Genomic DNA, 19,058 nt, shown 5'->3' with positions numbered 1-19,058 from the left:
GGACACGACGAAGCCCGCCCCGAGAGGGAGCGGGCCTTCGTCGTCGGTGCGACTACGCCGAGAGGCGCTCGTAGTCGGTGTAGCCCTCGGCTCCGCTCGCGTAGACCGTGGCCTGGTCGAGCTCGTTCTCGGGGTGCCCGCCCTGCCAGCGCTCGACGAGGTCGGGGTTGGCCATGACCGGGCGGCCGACCGCGACGGCGTCGGCGTGGCCGTCGGCGATCAGCGAGCGGACCTCGTCGCGCGTGGTCGGCGATCCGAACCCGCTGTTCGCGATGAGCACGCCGCCGAAGCGCGAGCGGAGGTCCTGGACGAGCTTCCCCGCGGGCTCGGCGTGCAGGACGCTGAGGTACGACAGCCCGAGCGGCGCGAGTCCGTCGACGAGGGCCTCGTAGGTGGCGCGCACGTCGTCGGCGTCGGTCTCGAGGACGTCCTGGATGTTGTGGCTCGGCGAGATGCGGATGCCGACGCGACCGGCGCCGATCTCGTCGGCGATCGCGCGGGTGACCTCGATCGGGAACGCGGCGCGCGCGGCGGGGCTTCCGCCGTAGGCGTCGGTGCGCACGTTCGAGACGGGCGAGAGGAACTCGTGCAGCAGGTAGCCGTTGGCCGAGTGGACCTCGACTCCGTCGAAGCCGGCGTCGACCGCGCGGCGGGCGGCGGCGACGAACTCGTCGCGCACGACGGCGAGCTCCTCGGTGCTCAGCGCGTGCGGCACGGGGAAGCGGGCCTTGTCGTCGCCGGGGACGCGGACCTCTCCGTCGATCGCGATCGCGCTGGGAGCGACGATGCGGTCGGTCCCGGTGATGGCGGTGTGCGAGACGCGGCCCGCGTTCATGACCTGCATGACGATGCGGCCGCCGGCGGCGTGCACGGCGTCGGCGACGGCGCGCCAGCCCTCGGCCTGCTCGGCGGTCGCGATGCCCGGCTGCCCGGCGTAGCCCTTGGACTCGGCGCTCGGGAACACGCCCTCGCTGATGATCAGGCCCAGGCTCGCGCGCTGGGCGTAGTGCTCGGCGATGAGGGCGCCGGGGACGCCGTTCTCGTCGGCGCGCAGGCGCGTCATCGGCGCCATGACGACGCGGTTGGGGAGTTCGAGGTCACCGGCGGTGAGCGGGGAGAAGGGATCCACGGAGGGCCTTTCGTCGGGGGTCGTGCGGTTGGGGTGCTGTGGCACCGCGGAGGGGAACCGCGCCCGCGGCGCGCACATTCCTGCTCCCGGCGTTCTCCCATGCGCCGCCCTCCCCCGGCGCGCTCCGCGGCGATCCGCCCGGGATCCTGGCGGGCTCGCGTCGACTCGCCTGTCTACACTCGGGAGGCGAACGACGAAGGAGTGTGCGCGATGACCGCGTCAGCGAACCACCGGTCCGACGTCCGCGGGCGCCCCGCCGCGCGACGGTCTCTCCTGGGCGCGGTCGCCGCCCTGCTGATCGGTGCCGGAGCAGCGCTGGCCGGCGCTCCCGCCGCCGTCGCCGAGGATCCCGTGACGCTCGGCTCCTCCCCGGTGCTCGACTCGGTCGGCGCGCTCGACTCCGGAGACTCGGCCGAGATCGAGTCGGCCGTCGCGCGGCTCTACGACGAGCACCGCGTCCAGCTGTTCGTGACCTACGTCGACGACTTCACCGGCGTCTCGGGCGACGAGCGCTGGTCCGACGCCACGGCCGACCTCAACGGGCTGGGCGAGGAGGACGTCCTCCTCGCCGTCGCGGTCGACGCGCGGCAGTACCAGGTGTCGGTCGCGAGCGGCTTCCCGCTCGACGACGCGCAGCTCTCGTCGCTGCAGAGCGAGGACATCGAGCCGCAGCTCGTCGAGGGCGACTGGGCCGGGGCCGCGGTCGCCGCGGCCGACCGGATCGGCGAGCGCCTCGACGCGCCGACCGCCGGGGAGTCGCTCGACCGGGGCGCGACCGTCGTCCTCGCGGTCCTCGCCGTCCTCGTGGTCCTGGGCGTCGTGGTGCTCCTCCTCGTCCGCCGCTCGCGCCGTCGCAAGGCCGCGGAGGCCGCCGAAGCGTCGATCGACGAGCTCGCCACCCGCGCCGGCTCCGCCCTCGTGCACGCCGACGACGCCGTGCGCACCAGCGAGCAGGAGGTGGGCTTCGCGGAGGCGCAGTTCGGCTCCGACGCGACGGGTCCCTTCCGCGAGGCGCTGGCGACCGCGAAGCGCCTGCTCGGCGAGGCCTTCGGCCTCCAGCAGCGCCTCGACGACGCCGAGCCCGACACCGACCAGGAGCGCCGCGACGGCTACTCCCGGATCCTGCAGCTCTGCGCCGACGCCGAGCAGGCGCTGGACGAGAAGGCCGAGGCGTTCGAGCAGTTGCGCGACCTCGAGAAGAACGCTCCGGAGGTGGCTGCGCATCTCTCCGCACGCGTCGAGGCGGTCGCGGCCCGCGTCGCCCCCACCCGCGCGATCCTCGGCGAGCTCGCGGCCGCCTACGCGCCGACCGCGATCGACGACGTCGAGGACGACGCCGACCAGGCCGAGGACCGCCTCCGCTTCGCGCGCGACGGCGTCGCGTCGGCCCGCGAGGCCCTCGCCGCCGGTGACACCGGGCGCGCGGCCGTGCTCCTGCGCGCCGGTCAGCAGGCGGCGGAGCAGGCCTCCGGTCTGCTCGACTCGGTCGCCACCCGCGCCGCCGATCTGCGCGAGGCCGAGGGGACGCTCGCGGCGCGGATCGCCGAGATCCGCGCCGACGTCGCCCAGGGCCGCGCCCTCGCCGCCGCGGCGGACTCCTCGGATCCCGCCACCGCTCCCCTCGTCGCGAACATGGGAGCCGCCGTCGCGCAGACGGAGTCGTCCCTCGACCGGGTCGAGCGCGCCGCCTCCGTCCGCCCGAACGACCCGCTGGGACTGCTCGCCACCCTCGCCGCGGCCGACAGCACGATCGACTCGGCCGTCGGCGGCTACCGCGACGCCCAGGCGCAGCGCGAGCGCGAGCGCGCCGCCCTCGCCGCCGAGCTGACGAGTGCGCGCAGCCGCGTCGCGGCCGCCGAGGACTTCATCGCCGCACGCCGCGGAGCGGTCGGCTCGCTCGCGCGCACCCGCCTCGCCGAGGCCGCCCGCGCCTCGGAGTACGCCGCGCAGATCGCCGCGACCGACCCGCGCGAGGCGCTCGCCTCCGCGCAGCGCGCCTCCGCCCTCGCCGAGCAGGCGCTGCAGCAGGCCCGCTCGGACATGAGCGGCTACGCGTCGCCGAGCGCCGCGGGCAGCCCCTTCGGCGGGAACACCACCGGGGCGTTCCTCGGCGGGATCCTCGTCGAGTCCCTGCTGGGCGGCGGCCGGCGCTCCGGCTACCGCTCGGGCGGCTTCGGCGGAGGCGGCTTCGGCGGCTCGTCCGGCGGCGGCTTCGGCGGCGGCTCCCGCCGGTCCAGCGGCGGCGGCTTCGGCGGCGGCGGCGGTCGCCGTGGCGGCGGCGGCCGCTTCTGACCCCGCTCCCCTCACCCCTCCACGACGCATCCATCCACCACGCAAGGAGAGACAGCATGGCCCAGAGACAGTCCATCTTCGGACGCATCGCGCAGCTCGCGAAGGCGAACATCAACGCGCTCCTCGACCAGGCCGAGGACCCGCAGAAGATGCTCGACCAGATGGTGCGGGACTACACCGACAGCATCCGCGACGCCGAGGCCGCCATCGCGCAGACCATCGGCAACCTGCGCCTGCTCGAGGACGACTACCGCGAGGACGTCGACAACGCGCAGGAGTGGGGCGCCAAGGCGCTCGCGGCGAGCCGCAAGGCCGACGACCTCCGCTCCTCCGGCAGCACCGGCGACGCCGACAAGTTCGACGCCCTCGCGAAGGTCGCACTGCAGCGCCAGATCCAGTCCGAGAAGGAGGCGAGGGACGCCGAGCCGACCATCGCCTCGCAGACCGAGGTCGTCGACAAGCTCAAGTCGGGCCTGAACCAGATGCGCGAGAAGCTGAACCAGCTCTCGTCCAAGCGCGACGAGCTGATCGCCCGCTCCAAGACCGTCGAGGCGCAGACCCAGGTCCAGGACGCCATCAAGAGCATCGACATCATGGACCCCACCAGCGAGGTGAGCCGCTTCGAGCAGAAGATCCGCCGCGAGGAGGCGCGCGTCCGCGGCGCCGAGGAGCTCGCCTCCTCGAGCCTCGACGCCCAGTTCGAGTCGCTGGAGGACCTCGGCGAGATGACCGAGGTCGAGGCGCGACTGGCCGCACTGAAGTCCGGCCGCCCGCAGGACTCGATCGGATCCTGAGAGCACCGATCGGCGCGGTGGCTGCGATCGCGGCCGCCGCGCCGACGTACCGTTCGCGAAGGCTGGCAATCCTCATGGTGCGGTGGACGGCCCTTCCCCCTAGTGTTCGAAGAGGTAGCCCCTGAAACCGGTCGCCGCACGCCGCGTCCGGCCCCTACCGGCGCGGTGAACCAGGAGCGGACCAGGCCTGCCTCACGCAGGCGGAGCCGGGGATCGCTCTCCACGAGGCCGTCGACGCCGATGGCCGCCCCGAAAGAACGAGGCACCCCGTGAGCATCTCCGACACCCTGCCCGACGGCGGCGCGACCGCGCAGCCCGGCGGCGAAGCGAAAGCCGCCCCCCGAGTCGTCCGCACGCGTCCGCGCGCCGACGGCCGCATCAACCCCACGACCGAGTACTCGGGCCTCCTCAGCACCGTCCGCGATGCGGGCCTGCTGCGCCGCCGCACCGGCTTCTACTACACGATGTTCGCCGTCCTGGTGCTGGCCCTCGGCGGCATCGTCACCGGATTCGTCCTGCTGGGCGACTCCTGGTTCCAGCTGCTGCTGGCCGCCGCCCTCGGCATCGTCCTCACCCAGTTCGCCTTCCTCGCCCACGAGGCCTCGCACCGCCAGGTGTTCGAGTCGGGCAAGGCCAACGACGTCGCGGGCCGCACGCTCGCGAACCTCTTCGTCGGCATCAGCTACTCCTGGTGGATGACGAAGCACAGCCGTCACCACGCCAACCCGAACGTGCTCGGCAAGGACCCCGACATCGAGCGCGATGTCATCTCGTTCACGAGCGAGGACGCGGCCCGCTCGCGCGGCCTGTACGCCTGGCTGACCCGCCGCCAGGGCTACGCGTTCTTCCCGCTCCTCCTGCTCGAGGGCATCAACCTCCACATCCACGGCTTCCGCACCGTCTTCGGCCGCGGCAAGGTCGACAAGCGCTGGGTCGAGATCTCGATGCTCGTCACCCGTGTCGGCCTCTACCTCGCGGTCATCTTCTGGGCTCTGCCGCTGGGCATGGCGTTCGCCTTCCTCGGCGTCCAGATGGGTGTCTTCGGCCTCTACATGGGCGCTTCGTTCGCCCCGAACCACAAGGGCATGCCGCTGCTGCCCAAGGAAGCGCGCGTCGACTTCCTGCGCCGTCAGGTCCTCACTTCGCGCAGCATCAAGAGCACCTGGCTGACCGACCTCTACATGGGCGGCCTCAACTACCAGGTCGAGCACCACCTGTTCCCGAACATGCCCCGCCCGGCCCTGCGCCGCGCCCAGGTCATCGCGAAGGAGTACTGCGCCACCCACCAGATCCCCTACACCGAGACCTCGCTGCTCGAGTCGTACGGCATCGTCGTCCGCTACCTCAACCGCGTGGGCCTCTCGGCCGGCGGCGACCCGTTCGACTGCCCGGCCGCCTCGGCCTACGGCCGCTGAGCCGCGCTGAACGCCGCGAAGGCCCCCGCTCCGATCGGAGCGGGGGCCTTCGCCGTTCCCCGGGGAGGGCGGGGCGGGCGGAGCGTCAGTTCGCGGAGCAGAGGATGAGCGTCGACGACACGAACCCGGCGGTCTCGGCTCCTGATCCGGCGCAACCGGTCGGGAGCGACGCCACGGCGCTGAGCCGGAACGCGACCGAGATCGACACGGTGGTCCGGAACGTGATCGTCGCTCCGGCGGGCACATCCGCCGTCAGCACGATCTGCCGACCGGTGCCGCTGAGGACCAGGACGTCCGCGCTGCCTCCCGAGACCGAGAAGAACCCGATGTCGGCGACGCCGGAGCCCGTGACGACGACCGTCGCGCCGACCGGCAGCGGAGTCGTCGGGCCGGCCCGGAGGGTGAAGCCGGGGCCGACGATCCCCAGGATCCCGCAGGTACCGCGGAGCGCGAACGGGCCCACCTCGGCGATCGAGGCGGCAGCCGACGGGGTCGCCACGGCGACGGCGACGACCGGGACGGTCCATGCGGTGGCAGCAGCCACCGAGCGGCGCGTGACGACGCGCTCGACGTCGAGAGGAGAGGGGGTGACGTCGTGGGTCACGAGCGGCCCTTCCTGTCGGAGGACGACGACCGAGGGCGCCCTCCGGCACGGATTGGTCGGCAGCGGTGCGGTTCGGGAGCGATCCTGGGCAGCGAGCGCTCCGCGTTCAAGGCGCGAGGCGCTGTCCCCCGCAGGTGGGAGACGGCCGAGCGCAAGGGGGTGCGCGGGGGCCGGAGCGCGACCTAGCGTGGCGTCATGAGCAGCTCCGACAACGACATCGAACCGACCCTCGTCGACCCCGAGCGGACCCCGGCCGAGACCGATCCCGAGACGGGCGCGGGCACCACCGCCGGCCTCGACGAGGTCGGCCGTCCGTCCCCCGACGGACTCACCCAGGACGGCGAGGCGGAGAACCCTCCGCTGCCCGACTGGGGCCCCACCGACGGCGTCCACGGCACCGACGCCGACCCCGACGGAACCGGTGGCGCGACCCGCTGACCGAGCACGATCCGAGGGACCTCCTCGGCGCTGACCGCCCCGGCGATCGGTGCCCGAAGAGGTCCCTCCGTGTTCGCCCCGACGTCGCCGCCGCGTCGACGGCGCCGCCCTACACTGGCGGGATGCAGCCGAAAGAACGCGCCCTCCGGGTGATCTCCTACAACCTCCGGGAGCACAGAGCGCACGTCGAGATCGCTCCTCTCGCCGCCCGTCACGACGTCGACGTCCTCTGCCTCCAGGAGTGCGACACGACGAAGCTCCCCCAGGAGCTGGGCGACCTGCGGCTCGCGTCCGTCACCGCGCGCAACCGCCTGGGCCTCGCGATCTACTACTCCCACGCCCGCTTCGAACTCGTCGGCAGCGCCGCCTTCGAGCTCAGCAAGTCGATGCACGACCGCGTGATGTCCCCCGCTCACGAGCGCCTGCTGGCCGTCCGCCTCCTCGACGAGGAGGGCGGTGCGATCGCCGTCTCGTCGTTCCACGCGGCCCCGCTCTCGGCGGGCAACGCGCTGCGCCGCAAGCAGATCGACGAGGCCCTCAACCGTCTCCGGGAGTACGCGCCGGACACCCCGTCGCTCATGGTGGGCGACTACAACTACCCGTGGTTCTTCCGCGGGCTCGACCGCAAGATGACCCGGAACGGGTACCTCGTGTCGCGGAGCGACTCCCCCACCTACGCGCGCTACCGCTACTTCAGCGGGCACTTCGACTTCGCGATCAGCGACTCCGTGCGCATCGAGCGCGTGTCGACCCTTCCCCAGGGTCTGTCCGACCACCTGCCCGTCCTGGTGGACGCCCACTACGGGAACAGCGCGGCCTAGGTCCGCTCGGGCCCGGGGTCCGCTCGGGCCCGGCACTGCTCCGGTCTCGGAGTGCTCACCTCCCGCACGGCCGCCGCTCGCTAGGCTCGGGGGGTGACGACCCTGATCCTGGCCCGGCACGGAGAGACCGTCTGGCACTCCGAGAACCGCTACGCGGGCTCCTCCGACATCGCTCTGACACCCGACGGACAGGACCAGGCGGCGACGCTGGCCTCCTGGGCCGTCGACGCGGACCTCGAGGCGGTGTACTCCTCGACCCTCGTCCGCGCCGTGCGCACCGCCGTTCCGGCCGCGCGAGCGGCGCACCTCGAGGTGCAGCTCGATCCCGCGCTCGTCGAGGTCGACTTCGGCCAGGGCGAGGGGCTGACCACCGCCGAGATGGAGAAGCGCTTCCCCGACGCCTACCGCGCGTGGGTCGCCGCGCCGGCGATCCAGCCCCTGCCCGGCGGGGAGTCGGGCCTGGACGCCGTCGCCCGCGCCAACACCTCGCTCGCCCGGATCCACCACGACCACCCGGACGGCCGGGTACTCGTCGTCGCGCACGGCACCCTCATCCGCCTGCTGCTCTGCGCGTACCTCGGCATCAACCCCGAGACGTACCGCCACACCTTCCCCGTCGTCGACAACGTGTCGCTGACGACCCTGCGCTGGGACGAGACGGGCATCGGCCTGCTCGGCTACAACGTCCCACCGGTGCAGAAGCAGCGGCGCTCGAGCTGAGCGCCGTCGACCCGGCCCCGCGCCGCCCGAGCGGCGCGGGCTCGATCGGCCTCGTCCTGGGCGCGGTCGCGAGCGTGCAGCTGGGCGCGTCGTTCGCCGTCCTCCTCTTCCCCGCCGCGGGCCCGGTCGGCACCGTGACCCTGCGGCTGATCTTCTCGGCGCTCGTGCTCCTCATGGTGTGCCGTCCCCGGATCCGCGGCTACACCCGCGCCGACTGGGGCACCGTCGCCGTCTACGGCCTCGCCCTGGGCGGGATGAACGCCTGCTACTACGAGGCGATCGCGCGCATCCCGCAGGGCGCGGCCGTCACCCTCGAGGTGCTCGGGCCGCTGGCCCTCTCGGTGATCGCGGGGCGCAGCCTCCTCAGCCTGCTCTGGGCCGGCCTCGCCCTCGCCGGCGTCGTCACGCTGTCGCAAGGCGGCTTCGGCTCCCTCGACCCCGTCGGGGTCGCCTTCGCCCTCGGGGCCGCCGCGCTCTGGGCGACCTACATCGTCTTCGCCGAGCGCACGGGCGGGCGCTTCCCGCGCCTGGACGGTCTCGCCCTGGCCCTGGCCGCGGGCGCGATCGTCTCGCTGCCGTTCGGCATCGCCACCGCCGGATCCGCCCTCGTCCTCCCGCCCGTGCTGCTGCTGGGCTTCGCGGTCGCCGTGCTCTCCTCCGCGATCCCCTACGCCCTCGAGCTGCTGGCGCTGCGGCGACTCCGCTCCTCGACCTTCTCGATCCTGATGTCGCTGGCACCGGGGGCAGCGGCGCTCTCGGGCTTCCTCGTGCTCGGTCAGCGCCTCTCCCCGATCGAGGCGGTCGGCATCGGCCTCGTCGTCGCGGCGAGCGTGGGCGCCGTGCGCACCGCCCGGCGGTGACCGACGCGGATCCGAGCGCCCCCTCCCGTTCGGCCTGATGTTTCGTTAGGCTAACTATGTGCCATTCGAGACCGCGATCCCCGCCCTCGCCGGAGAGCTCCGCGTCGCCGTCGCGCGTCTGGGCCGTCGACTCCGCCAGGAGAAGGGCCGGCACGATCTGAGCGACGCGCAGCTGAGCGTCCTCGCCCTGCTCGAGCGGGAGGGGCCGCGCACGCTCGGCGAGCTGGCCGAGCTCGAGCGCGTCCGCCCCCCGTCGATGTCGCGCACCGTCGCGTGCCTCGTCGACGACGGTCTGGCCGAGCGGCTCAGCGATCCGGCCGACGGGCGGATCACCCGCCTGCGTCCGACCGAGGCGGGCGCCGCTCTGGTGCACGAGGTCCGCCGCAGCCGCGACGCCTGGCTGGTCGCCCGGCTCCGGGAGCTCTCCCCCGCCCAGCAGGCGCTGCTGCACGACGCCGTCGCACTCCTGCGCGAGGTGGCCGAGCGATGAGCGCCATGTTCCGCTCGATGGCCGTGCCGAACTACCGCATCTGGTTCGCCGGAGCGACGGTCTCGAACATCGGCACCTGGATGCAGCGCACCGCCCAGGACTGGATCGTCATCAACGAACTGACCGACCACGACGCCACCGCGCTCGGCATCACCATGGCACTGCAGTTCGGCCCGCAGCTGCTGATGGTCCCCTTCTCGGGCTTCATCGCCGACCGCTTCGACCGGCGGCGGCTGCTCATGGCCACCCAGGCCGCGATGGGCGCGCTCGGACTCGCGCTCGGCCTCCTCGTCGTCACCGGTGCGGTCCAGCTCTGGATGGTCCACCTCTTCGCCCTGCTGCTCGGCTTCGCCGCCGCGGTCGACGCTCCCGTGCGCCAGACCTTCGTGTCGGCGCTGGTCGAGGAGAAGGACCTCTCGAACGCGGTCTCGCTCAACTCCGCCTCGTTCAACTCCGCGCGGATGATCGGCCCGGCCCTCGCGGGCGTGCTGATCTCGGCGATCGGGTCGGGCTGGGTCTTCCTCCTCAACGCCGCGAGCTTCCTCGCGGTGCTGCTCTCGCTGCGCCTCCTGCACCGCGACGAGCTCCACTCGGCGCCGCGCGCCTCCCGCGGACCGGGTGCGCTGCTGGACGGGTTCCGCTACGTCTCGCGGCGGCCGGACATCATCGTCGTGCTGATCATCGTGTTCCTGATCGGCACCTTCGGCCTCAACTTCCCGATCTTCGCCTCGACCATGGCGACCGTCGAGTTCGACATGGGAGCGAGCGAGTTCGGCCTGCTCTCCTCCGCGATCGCGATCGGCTCCGTCGTCGGAGCCCTGCTCTCGGCCCGCCGCGACCGCCCCCGCCTGCGCCTGATCGTCGCGGCCGCCGCCGCGTTCGGCGTGGCCCTCGCCCTGTCGGGACTGATGCCGACGGCGTGGTCCTTCGCGATCGTCCTGCCCCTGGTGGGCGTCGCGGCGCAGACGCTGATGACCTCGGCCAACGGCTTCGTCCAGCTCTCCACCGCGCCCGAGATGCGCGGCCGGGTGATGGCGCTCTACATGGCGATCTTCGTCGGAGGGACGCCGATCGGCGCGCCGCTGATCGGCGCCGTGGCGAACGGCCTCGGCCCGCGCTGGGCGATCGCCGTGGGGGCCGCGTCGGGCCTCGCCGCCGCCGCCGTCGGCCTGGGCTTCCACCTCCGGATGCGCCGCGCCGGAGCAGCCTCGGCTCGCGAGAACGCGCTGGGCTCGCAGGATCGGGCGGATCCCGCGAGCCGAGCCCGATCCGACGAGCCCGAGGTCGGCTCCGGCGCTCCCGCGCTCAGGCCTCGCGCGTGATCTCGACCCGCACGAACAGCTTCGACGAGTGCGGCCCGGCGTAGACGCCCCGCAGCGGAGCGATGTCGTTGTAGTCGCGGCCGCGGCCGACGATCACGTGCCGGTCGCCGATGTCGATCAGGTTCGTCGGGTCGTAGCCGCGCCACGCGCCTCCGCAGAACCACTCGACCCAGGCGTGGGACTCGCCGGTCACCGTCTCGCCGATCTCGGCGTGCGGCTTGGGGTGCAGGTAGCCCGAGACGTACCGGGCCGGGATGCCGACGGAGCGCAGCGCCCCCAGGACGATGTGGGTGATGTCCTGGCAGACGCCCTTGCGCGCCGTCCACGACTCCGTCGCGGTCGAGTGCACGCCGGTCACGCCCTGCTTGTAGGTCATCTCTCGGCCGATCCGCTCGGCGATCGCGAGCGCGGCCTCGCAGGGCCCCGCCGCCTCGTCGGCGAGCGAGCGCGCCAGGTCGACCAGGTCCTCGGGAGGCGCGGTGCGGGTGGTCTGCTTCGACTGCTCCACGTACTCGGTGAGCGTCTCGACCTGCTCGGCGAGCTGCTCCCAGCCGTAGGGGTGCTCCGGATGCGCCTTCGGGCGCACCTCGACCAGGGACGTCGCCGTGAGCGAGAGCTCCTGGTGCGCGTCGAGCACGTCGAACGAGGACACCCGGGTGCCCCAGTAGTCGGTGTAGGTGTGCGCCGAGGTGACCGGTCGGATGTCGAGGTTCGAGAACAGCACGAGCTGCCCGTCCGAGGACGCCGGCAGCATCCTCGCCTCGTTGTACGACGCCACGACGTCGCCCTGGTAGGTGAAACCCGTGGTGTGCGTGATGCGCAGCCTGCTCACAGCGCCTCCCCGATCCAGCTCGGCATGACGTTGGTGGGGAAGTAGCGCTGCCGGATCGCCTCGGACGCGGCCGAGGTCGCGTCCTGCACCCCGTCCATGTGCCGCGGGAGGTCCTCGAGGATCTCGGCGATCGGCCGGTACTCCAGCTCGCTCCGGATCTGACCCAGCACGCGCTGAGCGTCGCCGGTGTGGCCGATCCGGCCGGTGCGCGGCTCGATGTCGCGCATGCACATCTCGGCGCGCGAGATCGAGAAGAGGATCGAGCGCGGGAAGAGGCGGTCGAGCAGGAGGAACTCCGCCGCGTTCCGCGCGCTCGGCACGCCTCGGTAGGTGCGGAGGTACGCCTCGTACGCCCCGCACGAGCGGAGGATCGTGGTCCACGACGGGCCGCTCGCCTCGGTCAGCGACCGGGTCGCGAGCAGTCGCGCCGTCATGTCGGCGCGCTCGATCGAGCGGCCGAGCGTGAAGAACTGCCAGGCCTCGTCGCGGGACGTCGCCGACTCGATGATGCCCACGGCCAGCGCCGAGCGCTCGCGGACCCAGCTGAAGAACTCCGAGACGCGCTCGCCCGAGACGCGGCGCGGCATCCGGGTGCGGGTGGTGTTGAGGCACTCCCAGAGCTCGGTCGAGACGATCTCTCGGGCGCGGCGCGCGTTCTCACGGGCGGCGCCGAGCGAGTAGGCGATGGAGGCGGGATTCGTGCGGTCGATCGCGAGGATCGTGAGCACGTCGGCGCGGGTGATCTCGCCCATGTCGTCGGGCGGGGTCGAGCCCATCACCGACAGCAGCGAGCGGCACGCCGTGTCCTCGTCGATCCACGGGTCCTCCAGCAGGAGCTGGAGGTGGACGTCGAGGATGCGGGCGGTGCCGTCGGAGCGCTCGATGTAGCGGCCGATCCAGAAGAGGGACTCTGCGATCCGGGAGAGCATCAGTCCTCCTCCCCCGCGTCGCGACCCTGCTGCTGCTGCTGCTGCTCCTGGTCGGTGTTCGGGGCGTCGTGCGGCGAGTGGTCGGGGGTGTGGTTCAGCGGGTACACGATCGGGATGGAGCTGGTGACCGCGGCCTGCTCGGCGACGAGCCCCTGGATGTCGTGGGCGTCGGGCTCGCGGTCGCGCTGCGACTCCAGGCCCACGACCCAGGTGTCCTTCGATCCGCCGCCCTGCGAGGAGTTCACGACGAGCTGGCCCTCGGGCAGCGCCACCCGGGTCAGACCGCCGGGCAGCACCCACACGTCGTTCCCGTCGTTGACGGCGAACGGCCGGAGGTCGGCGTGGCGCGGGCGCATGCCGTCGTCCACGAGGGTCGGGATGGTCGACAGCTGCACCACAGGCTGCGCGATCCAGCCGCGCGGATCGGCCTGCAGCCGCGACCGCAGCTCGGCGAGCTCCTTCGCGGACGCGTCGGGACCCACCACGAGCCCCTTGCCGCCGGAGCCGTCCACCGGCTTCACGACGAGCTCGTCGAGGCGGTCGAGGACCTCCTCGAGCGCGCCCGGATCCTCCAGGCGCCACGTGTCGACGTTCTTGATCACCGCGTCCTCGCCCAGGTAGTAGCGGATGAGGTCGGGCATGTAGGTGTAGACGAGCTTGTCGTCCGCGACTCCGTTGCCCACCGCGTTGGCGATGGTGACGGTGCCCAGGCGGGCCGCGAGCATGAGCCCCGGCGAGCCGAGCATCGAATCGGCGCGGAACTGCAGCGGATCGAGGAACTCGTCGTCGACGCGGCGGTAGATCACGTCGACGCGGGTCGGGCCCGAGGTCGTGCGCATGAAGACCTTGCCGCCGGTGCAGAAGAGATCGCGGCCCTCGACGAGCTCCACGCCCATCAGCCGCGCGAGCAGGGTGTGCTCGAAGTAGGCGGAGTTGTAGACGCCGGGAGTCAGCACGACGACGGTCGGGTCGTCGACGCCCTCCGGGGCCGAGGCGCGCAGGGCCTGCAGCAGCTTGTTGGGGTAGTCGCCGACGGGACGGACCCGCATCGAGACGAACAGCTCGGGCAGGGTCTGCGCCATGACGCGGCGGTTCGAGATCACGTACGAGACGCCGGAGGGGACGCGGACGTTGTCCTCGAGCACGCGCCACGCGCCGACCTCGTCGCGGATGAGGTCGATGCCCGAGACCTGGATCCGCACGCCGTTCGCCGAGACGATGCCGGCCGCCTGACGGTGGAAGTGGCTGGAGCTCGAGATGAGCCCGGCGGGGATCACGCCGTCCTTGACCGCGTTCTGCGGCCCGTACACATCTGCCAGGAACGCCTCGAGCGCGCGGACGCGCTGCTTGATGCCGCTCTGCACCTCGTTCCACTCGGCCCGCTCGATCACGCGCGGCACCGCGTCGAGCGGGAAGGGCCGCTCCTCGCCGGCGAAGTCGAACGTGACGCCCTGCGCGAGGTAGGAGGAGGCGAGCGCGTCGGTGCGGCCGCGCAGCTCCTCCTGGGTCATGCGGGCGAGCGAGGAGTAGATGTCGCGGTACGCCGAACGGACCCCGTCGGGGCCCTTCGTCGCGGCGACATCAGCGAACATCTCGTCCCAGGGAGGGGCGCCGGCACGGCGGCGCTCGACCTTCTGGGACCCGTAGCCGTCGAAGAGGTCACCCATGGCACGACTCTAGTCCGGGGCGTATTGCGGGGATGTTTCGCCGGATCCGGGCGGCCCCGGCGGGCCCTGCGGAACGCCGGTGTCCGCCTGTGGAGAGCGCCTGCGATGCAGAACGTCAGCGGAGACGGGGGTCGGTCGGCTGACAGCCGAGAGACCCCCGTCTCCGCTGACGTTGCGCGAGTCGCGCCCCGCCGAGGGTGCCCAGAGGCCGCGCCGCCGGCGCTGAGGAGCGGTCCAGAGATGCTCCTGGCGGTGGATCAGGGACAGGAGCGCCTCTTCGGTCCGCGGCCAGTCCTCCATGATCTGGTGGTTGTCGAGGCGGATGCAGAGGTACTCCTGCCGCGCCAGCTCGAGATCCCGGCGCCGATCCTCGCGGAACTGCTCGAGGCTCCCGTGGTAGCGGTAGCCGTCGCTCTCGAGGACGAGCCGCTCGCCGACGATCTCGTCGACGAAGCCGACCCCGGGGACGGGCACCTGCGTGCGCACCTGCACCCGCCGGCGACGCAGGCGCAGGCGCGTCTTTGTCTCGAGTCCGGACTGGCTGCTGCCATCGACCCTCTCGAAGAGGGCGCGCTTGCCCAGCGGCGCGAGCTGCCGGAGCGTGCCGAGCTCCTCGACGGTCAGCAGACCGCTGTTCAGCGCGGAGTCGATCGTGACGATCGCGTCGTCGTCACGGACGCAGGTCACCAGGTGCAGGACCGCCGCGCCGACGCCGTCCTGCGACAGGGACCGCTGCCCCTGCCCGGGCACTGCCGCCAGTGGCCGACCTCGCCTCGCCGCAGCTCGTGCACCGAGGACGCGCCGAGAGCGACGTGCAGGGCGGGCCGCTCGACGGTCCACAGCCCGAGGTGCCGCAGCAGAGAGACGCACGTGAGGACGCCGCCCGCCCGCACCGCCGCGAGCTCGATCGGAGGCGCGTCCGCGAGGGCGTACACGCCCCGGCGCACGCGCACGAGGACGCCGGCGTCGAGGGCGCGCTGCACGACGGACCGCGGGATCCCCGAAGCCGCGATGCCCCGGGTGGTCGCGAAGCCACCGCTGGATCGAAGGAGGGAGACGAGTCCGTGCATCCCCGGGATCGTGCTGGAGATCCTGCCGCGCCGACCGGGCAGGACTCCACGGTGTGGACCGATCGGCGCCGACGCCGTCCGGGGAGGACGTGCACGACTCCTCACCGCCGGAGCGCGACCCGAGCTAGCACGGAGCCGCCGGAGGCCGGTGCGCGGTACCGGACTGCCGCACCCGCCGAGGCGTGACCCTCGACCTTCAGCGGGCCTCCACGACCCGCACCGGACGCGTGCGCCGCCCGCAGCGGACGCGATCGCCGGCAGACGCCCTCGCCTCGACCCCGCCCGCCGACGATGACCGAGGCGGGTCCGAGCACGAGACCCGCCGTCCACCAGACGAGGAGCACCCCCATGACAGACAACACGACCCACGGCCGCATCCAGCGCCGCACCATCGTCGCAGGCGCGGCCTGGACGGTACCGGTCGTCGCCACGACGATCGGAGCGCCGCTCGCGGCCGCGTCCCCCACGACCCCGCCGCCGGCCGTCTGCCACGAGTTCCCGCCGGCGTCGACCTGGACGTGGCAGGTACCCCGCTCGGGCATCGTCTCGTTCCCCTTCTACTTCCGTGACGGCGAGCGCTTCGCCAGCTCTGCGGATGCGACTCCCCGGTTCGGCACGGCGACCATGGCGGTGCTCACCACCCTCGAGGTGGTGCAGGGCAAGCGCTACCACTTCGCGATGCCCGCCTTCTCCAACCCCGTCGGCTCGCAGTGGCAGTCGCTGAACGTCTACCTCAACGGCCAGCAGGTCTTCGCCGGCACGACGCGGCCGTTCCCGGGGATCGAGTACATCCCGCCCGCAGGCAACACCTACCACTACGAGTGGACGGCGAACGCGACCGGACCCGTGCAGGCGGTCTTCGAGTGGATGATGCCCGACACCGCCGGACTGAACCCGCCGACGAACCAGGACATCAACTTCACGCGTCCGACCGTCACCTGCCTCTAGGAGGCGCGGAGCCGCCGACGGTCGTCCTCCGGACCGTCGGCGGGGTGCTCGGAGCGGCGGAGCCGGTCGCCCCGGTCACGCCGCCCGACGCGCTGCCGCCCGCCGCAGCGCCCGGGCGGATCGGAACCCGGCGAGTCGCGCGGCCTCGCCCGGGGGCAGCGGCGTCGCTGCGCCGAGGAGTGCGCGCGCTCGCGCGAGACGGGCATCGCACAGCGCGGTACCGGGGCTGGACCCGCGCCCGTGGAAGATCCTCCGCAGGTGCCGGTCCGACACCGCGAGTGCGCGAGCGAGCGCGGTGACCGAGAACGAAGGATCACCCGCGTTCAGGGCGATGGCGTCGAGCGCCCGGCGGTACAGGAGCGCTTCGCCCGACGAGCGCCCGAGGATCCGGGGACCGAGTGCCGCGTCGAGAAGACCGACGAGGAGGCTGATGGTCGCGAGTCGGAAGGACGGGAATCCGGCCGCGTCCGGGTCGAGCCCGGCGTTGAAGGCGGCGTTGACCGCGGCGAGGAGCACCGGGCGGAAGGACGGGGCCGCATCGGCGATCACGGCCCCGGAACGCAGCGCGTCGGCCGCGGCGGGCGACAGCGCCGAGCCGTCGGCCGTGAGCTCGAACTCGAAGCGTGCGATCCGATCGACCGCTGTCAGCGAGAGCGGTCCTCCCTCGGGCGACACCACGAGATCACCGGAGGTGATGGCGTGCGTCGCGCCTCCGAAGCTCACGTCGGCATCCCCGTCCACGACCACGACGGCGAACAGCACGCCGGGAGTCGGAGCCCGCTCGAGACCTGCCGACGTGTGCCAGACACGGGCGACACGGAAGCCCGCCGCGGCGACCTCGTCGGCGATCAGGTGGGACGGCACCGCGCACGGCGGCGTCGCGAACCGAGCCCGCCGACGACCGCACCCCAGCGGCGGGAGCACCCCGCGCTGAACGCGGCGGCCCGATGACGTCACCGCGATGCCTCTCTCGACCGCGTCAGAGCGCCCTCCGCATCGACGACGCGCTGCCGAACCCCGCCAAGCGCGCGACGTCGGCCGAGCTGAGGGCTCGATCGCCGCTCTCCCGCAGAGCACGGGCGATCTCGGCGCGCTCGGCGCGGATCTCGGCGGCAGGGCTCGATCCGTGCGCGGCGAACGCCTCCTGCAGCGAGCGGGGCGAGATCCGCAGCTCGTCGCTCAGGACGGCGGTCGAGAACGCCCTCTCGGCCGCCCTCTCCGCGATCATCCTCCGAGCGCGATCGACGAGCACGTCCCGACGAGTGGCGAGGCCTCCCCGCGCGGCCGCGTCCACTGCGAGCAGTCCCGAGACGAGACTGCGCACCGCGAGGCGGAAGGCCGGGAAACCCGGATCCTGCGGGCCCAGCTCCGAGTTGAACGCCGCGTTGAGCGTCGAGATCAGGACCGTGGCGAAGGGCCGCACGTCGGGGTCGAGCAGTCCCCCGTCGCTGCAGCCTCGGCGCACCGCCTCCGGCAGCTGATCGGCATCGAACTCGACCTCGAGGTGCGCGCCGGATTCCGCCGCCGTGATCGTCACCTCGTCGAACGACGGCAGCACCGCGATCGACCCCGGTCCGGCACGGCCCGACCAGGTCGGCGCCTCGAGCTCGATCCCACCGTCGACCTGGAGCAGCACGGCCGCCCGGGGCCTCGCGGGCGCCTCCCGGAGGAGCGTCGTCTCGGAGTGCCAGTACCGCGCGATCCGCAGGTCGGCGCCGGGCACCTCGTCGACGTAGACACGGGGAGCGCGCGGGTCCAGGACGCGGTAGCCGGCGGAGCGGAACCAGGCGATCGCCTCCTCCCCCGCGAGCGAGGCGGAGCGGCGGACCGCGGTGCGGGGCGGTGTCGTCACGAGGTCCTCGGCTCTCTGCGGACCGATCGGCGTGTTCCCACGACGCGCCCGCAGACCAATGGTGGAAGACGGCAGGGCCGATCCGGACCGATTGCGCAGGATGCGCGGAACCGGCGCGCAGTCCGCGCGGAGACCACCCGGATCCCACCACCGCGGGGCGCATCGTCGACACCATGACCGACATCCCGTTCACCGAGAAGTCAGGAACCGCATGACCGAGAACACACCCCGCTCCGTCCACCGCCGCACCGTCGTCGCCGGCGCCGCCTGGACCATCCCCGTCGTCGCCACCGCGATCGGCGCACCGCTCGCCGCCGCGTCGAACACGACTCCGCCCGTCGACACGAGCAACTTCGACCGCTACATCGTCTGGGCGAACACCAACGTCAGCGCCGTCGGCGGCGGGCAGACCCCCATCGTCGACGCCCTCGTGCGCACCGAGGGGCCCACCGCCGGCTCGACCTCCTCCGTCGCGGTCCGCATCCCCGCCCAGTACCTCGACATCGGCTACGTGAACGCGAACTTCCTCACGCCGGGCCACACCAACGGCTGGAACTACGTGACGTCCTACATTGACGGCGGCTACGCGGTGTACCAGTTCACCCACCCGACCTCGCCGGTCCCGGCGAACAGCGACAGCGTCTTCCGCTGGACGTACCGCCTCGCGAGCGCCCCGTGGCTGGTCGGCACCTCCTACACGGTCGACGTCACGTCGCTCGTCTCGCCCGGCGACCGGAACCCCGGCAACAACGTCTGGGTCGCGTCGCCGGCCGTGGCGTACGTGCAGCCGTAACCCGACTCCCGTCGCCCCGGAGCGCCGGCCGTGCCACCACCCGAGGTGTCGCGGCCGGCGCTCTCGTCGTGACCCCCGACGG

At 72.8% G+C, this 19,058-nt stretch carries 20 protein-coding genes; 11 read left to right on the top strand and 9 right to left on the bottom strand.

The genetic code is table 11. From position 1 onward, the window contains the following. Positions 1 to 52 precede the first annotated feature (52 nt). Positions 53 to 1,129 (bottom strand): alkene reductase, encoded by a 1,077-nt coding sequence (locus tag IOC53_RS09610; protein WP_207405148.1) that lies wholly within the window; start codon positions 1,127 to 1,129, stop codon positions 53 to 55. Positions 1,130 to 1,339: 210 nt separating this feature from the next. On the opposite strand from IOC53_RS09610, the gene IOC53_RS09605 reads away from it, so the two are divergent. The 3 genes from IOC53_RS09605 (at position 1,340) to IOC53_RS09595 (ending at position 5,630) form a co-directional block, all read left to right on the top strand. Beyond that, positions 1,340 to 3,421 carry a TPM domain-containing protein gene (locus IOC53_RS09605; protein WP_207405146.1) on the top strand — a complete coding sequence of 694 codons (2,082 nt, stop codon included), beginning with the start codon at positions 1,340 to 1,342 and terminating at the stop codon, positions 3,419 to 3,421. 56 nt (positions 3,422 to 3,477) lie between these two features. Beyond that, on the top strand, positions 3,478 to 4,215 hold the full coding sequence (locus IOC53_RS09600) for a PspA/IM30 family protein (RefSeq protein WP_207405144.1): 738 nt from the start codon (positions 3,478 to 3,480) through the stop codon (positions 4,213 to 4,215). 275 nt (positions 4,216 to 4,490) lie between these two features. Then, positions 4,491 to 5,630 (top strand): acyl-CoA desaturase, encoded by a 1,140-nt coding sequence (locus tag IOC53_RS09595; protein ID WP_251944575.1) that lies wholly within the window; start codon positions 4,491 to 4,493, stop codon positions 5,628 to 5,630. Between the two features lie 85 nt (positions 5,631 to 5,715). Here IOC53_RS09595 and IOC53_RS09590 read toward each other — a convergent pair whose 3' ends face one another. Further along, positions 5,716 to 6,234: a hypothetical protein gene (locus IOC53_RS09590; protein WP_207405142.1), complete on the bottom strand. Its 519-nt coding sequence runs from the start codon at positions 6,232 to 6,234 to the stop codon at positions 5,716 to 5,718. Positions 6,235 to 6,429: 195 nt separating this feature from the next. Here IOC53_RS09590 and IOC53_RS09585 point away from each other — a divergent pair, with 195 nt between their 5' ends. The 6 genes from IOC53_RS09585 (at position 6,430) to IOC53_RS09560 (ending at position 10,885) form a co-directional block, all read left to right on the top strand. Continuing rightward, positions 6,430 to 6,672 carry a hypothetical protein gene (locus tag IOC53_RS09585; protein ID WP_207405140.1) on the top strand — a complete coding sequence of 81 codons (243 nt, stop codon included), beginning with the start codon at positions 6,430 to 6,432 and terminating at the stop codon, positions 6,670 to 6,672. Positions 6,673 to 6,794: 122 nt separating this feature from the next. Further along, a complete protein-coding gene (locus IOC53_RS09580; RefSeq protein WP_207405137.1) occupies positions 6,795 to 7,493 on the top strand; it encodes an endonuclease/exonuclease/phosphatase family protein in 699 nt (232 codons plus the stop codon). A gap of 93 nt (positions 7,494 to 7,586) precedes the next feature. After that, positions 7,587 to 8,213, top strand: coding sequence for a histidine phosphatase family protein (locus IOC53_RS09575; protein ID WP_207405135.1), 627 nt, complete (start codon positions 7,587 to 7,589; stop codon positions 8,211 to 8,213). Between the two features lie 74 nt (positions 8,214 to 8,287). Further along, on the top strand, positions 8,288 to 9,073 hold the full coding sequence (locus IOC53_RS09570) for an EamA family transporter (RefSeq protein WP_307786140.1): 786 nt from the start codon (positions 8,288 to 8,290) through the stop codon (positions 9,071 to 9,073). A 58-nt stretch (positions 9,074 to 9,131) separates the two neighbouring features. After that, a complete protein-coding gene (locus IOC53_RS09565; RefSeq protein WP_207405133.1) occupies positions 9,132 to 9,563 on the top strand; it encodes a MarR family winged helix-turn-helix transcriptional regulator in 432 nt (143 codons plus the stop codon). After that, the gene (locus tag IOC53_RS09560; protein ID WP_207405131.1) at positions 9,560 to 10,885 is read left to right on the top strand and encodes an MFS transporter; all 1,326 of its coding nucleotides are present in this window, start codon (positions 9,560 to 9,562) and stop codon (positions 10,883 to 10,885) included. Before IOC53_RS09565 ends, IOC53_RS09560 begins: the two co-directional genes overlap by 4 nt. Here IOC53_RS09560 and IOC53_RS09555 read toward each other — a convergent pair. From IOC53_RS09555 to IOC53_RS09535, 5 genes are read right to left on the bottom strand one after another with little or no spacing between them, the layout of a single operon-like run. Further along, complete coding sequence (locus IOC53_RS09555) at positions 10,869 to 11,717, bottom strand: transglutaminase family protein (protein WP_207405129.1); 849 nt, start codon at positions 11,715 to 11,717, stop codon at positions 10,869 to 10,871. The two genes, IOC53_RS09560 and IOC53_RS09555, sit on opposite strands and share 17 nt — an antisense overlap. Further along, positions 11,714 to 12,646, bottom strand: coding sequence for an alpha-E domain-containing protein (locus tag IOC53_RS09550; protein ID WP_207405127.1), 933 nt, complete (start codon positions 12,644 to 12,646; stop codon positions 11,714 to 11,716). Before IOC53_RS09550 ends, IOC53_RS09555 begins: the two co-directional genes overlap by 4 nt. Then, the gene (locus tag IOC53_RS09545) at positions 12,646 to 14,313 is read right to left on the bottom strand and encodes a circularly permuted type 2 ATP-grasp protein (RefSeq protein WP_207405125.1); all 1,668 of its coding nucleotides are present in this window, start codon (positions 14,311 to 14,313) and stop codon (positions 12,646 to 12,648) included. Before IOC53_RS09545 ends, IOC53_RS09550 begins: the two co-directional genes overlap by 1 nt. A 9-nt stretch (positions 14,314 to 14,322) precedes the next feature. Continuing rightward, positions 14,323 to 15,063 (bottom strand): DUF559 domain-containing protein, encoded by a 741-nt coding sequence (locus IOC53_RS09540; RefSeq protein ID WP_207405123.1) that lies wholly within the window; start codon positions 15,061 to 15,063, stop codon positions 14,323 to 14,325. Then, positions 14,997 to 15,383, bottom strand: coding sequence for a type IV toxin-antitoxin system AbiEi family antitoxin domain-containing protein (locus tag IOC53_RS09535; protein ID WP_207405120.1), 387 nt, complete (start codon positions 15,381 to 15,383; stop codon positions 14,997 to 14,999). Before IOC53_RS09535 ends, IOC53_RS09540 begins: the two co-directional genes overlap by 67 nt. Before the next feature lie 348 nt (positions 15,384 to 15,731). Between IOC53_RS09535 and IOC53_RS09530 the strand changes: the two genes are divergently transcribed. Then, positions 15,732 to 16,331, top strand: coding sequence for a hypothetical protein (locus IOC53_RS09530; protein ID WP_207405118.1), 600 nt, complete (start codon positions 15,732 to 15,734; stop codon positions 16,329 to 16,331). A gap of 75 nt (positions 16,332 to 16,406) precedes the next feature. Here IOC53_RS09530 and IOC53_RS19460 read toward each other — a convergent pair whose 3' ends face one another. Continuing rightward, positions 16,407 to 17,195 carry a helix-turn-helix domain-containing protein gene (locus IOC53_RS19460; protein WP_207405116.1) on the bottom strand — a complete coding sequence of 263 codons (789 nt, stop codon included), beginning with the start codon at positions 17,193 to 17,195 and terminating at the stop codon, positions 16,407 to 16,409. A 115-nt stretch (positions 17,196 to 17,310) separates the two neighbouring features. Beyond that, complete coding sequence (locus tag IOC53_RS19455) at positions 17,311 to 18,183, bottom strand: helix-turn-helix domain-containing protein (RefSeq protein ID WP_207405114.1); 873 nt, start codon at positions 18,181 to 18,183, stop codon at positions 17,311 to 17,313. Positions 18,184 to 18,394: 211 nt separating this feature from the next. Here IOC53_RS19455 and IOC53_RS09515 point away from each other — a divergent pair, with 211 nt between their 5' ends. Further along, a complete protein-coding gene (locus IOC53_RS09515; RefSeq protein ID WP_207405112.1) occupies positions 18,395 to 18,976 on the top strand; it encodes a hypothetical protein in 582 nt (193 codons plus the stop codon). Positions 18,977 to 19,058 lie beyond the last annotated feature (82 nt).

This window comes from Rathayibacter sp. SD072, from assembly GCF_017355185.1.
GTDB lineage: Bacteria > Actinomycetota > Actinomycetes > Actinomycetales > Microbacteriaceae > Rathayibacter.
This window is presented reverse-complemented; position numbering and strand designations above follow the sequence as displayed.

Excerpts from the sequence above, each read along its gene's own strand:
- IOC53_RS09605 (WP_207405146.1), top strand. The coding sequence starts at position 1,340 with ATGACCGCGTCAGCGAACCACCGGTCCGACGTCCGCGGGCGCCCCGCC.
- IOC53_RS09600 (WP_207405144.1), top strand. The coding sequence starts at position 3,478 with ATGGCCCAGAGACAGTCCATCTTCGGACGCATCGCGCAGCTCGCGAAG.
- IOC53_RS09585 (WP_207405140.1), top strand. The coding sequence starts at position 6,430 with ATGAGCAGCTCCGACAACGACATCGAACCGACCCTCGTCGACCCCGAG.
- IOC53_RS09580 (WP_207405137.1), top strand. The coding sequence starts at position 6,795 with ATGCAGCCGAAAGAACGCGCCCTCCGGGTGATCTCCTACAACCTCCGG.
- IOC53_RS09560 (WP_207405131.1), top strand. The coding sequence starts at position 9,560 with ATGAGCGCCATGTTCCGCTCGATGGCCGTGCCGAACTACCGCATCTGG.
- IOC53_RS09550 (WP_207405127.1), bottom strand. The coding sequence starts at position 12,646 with ATGCTCTCCCGGATCGCAGAGTCCCTCTTCTGGATCGGCCGCTACATC.
- IOC53_RS09545 (WP_207405125.1), bottom strand. The coding sequence starts at position 14,313 with ATGGGTGACCTCTTCGACGGCTACGGGTCCCAGAAGGTCGAGCGCCGC.
- IOC53_RS09535 (WP_207405120.1), bottom strand. The coding sequence starts at position 15,383 with ATGCACGGACTCGTCTCCCTCCTTCGATCCAGCGGTGGCTTCGCGACC.
- IOC53_RS09530 (WP_207405118.1), top strand. The coding sequence starts at position 15,732 with ATGACAGACAACACGACCCACGGCCGCATCCAGCGCCGCACCATCGTC.
- IOC53_RS09515 (WP_207405112.1), top strand. The coding sequence starts at position 18,395 with ATGACCGAGAACACACCCCGCTCCGTCCACCGCCGCACCGTCGTCGCC.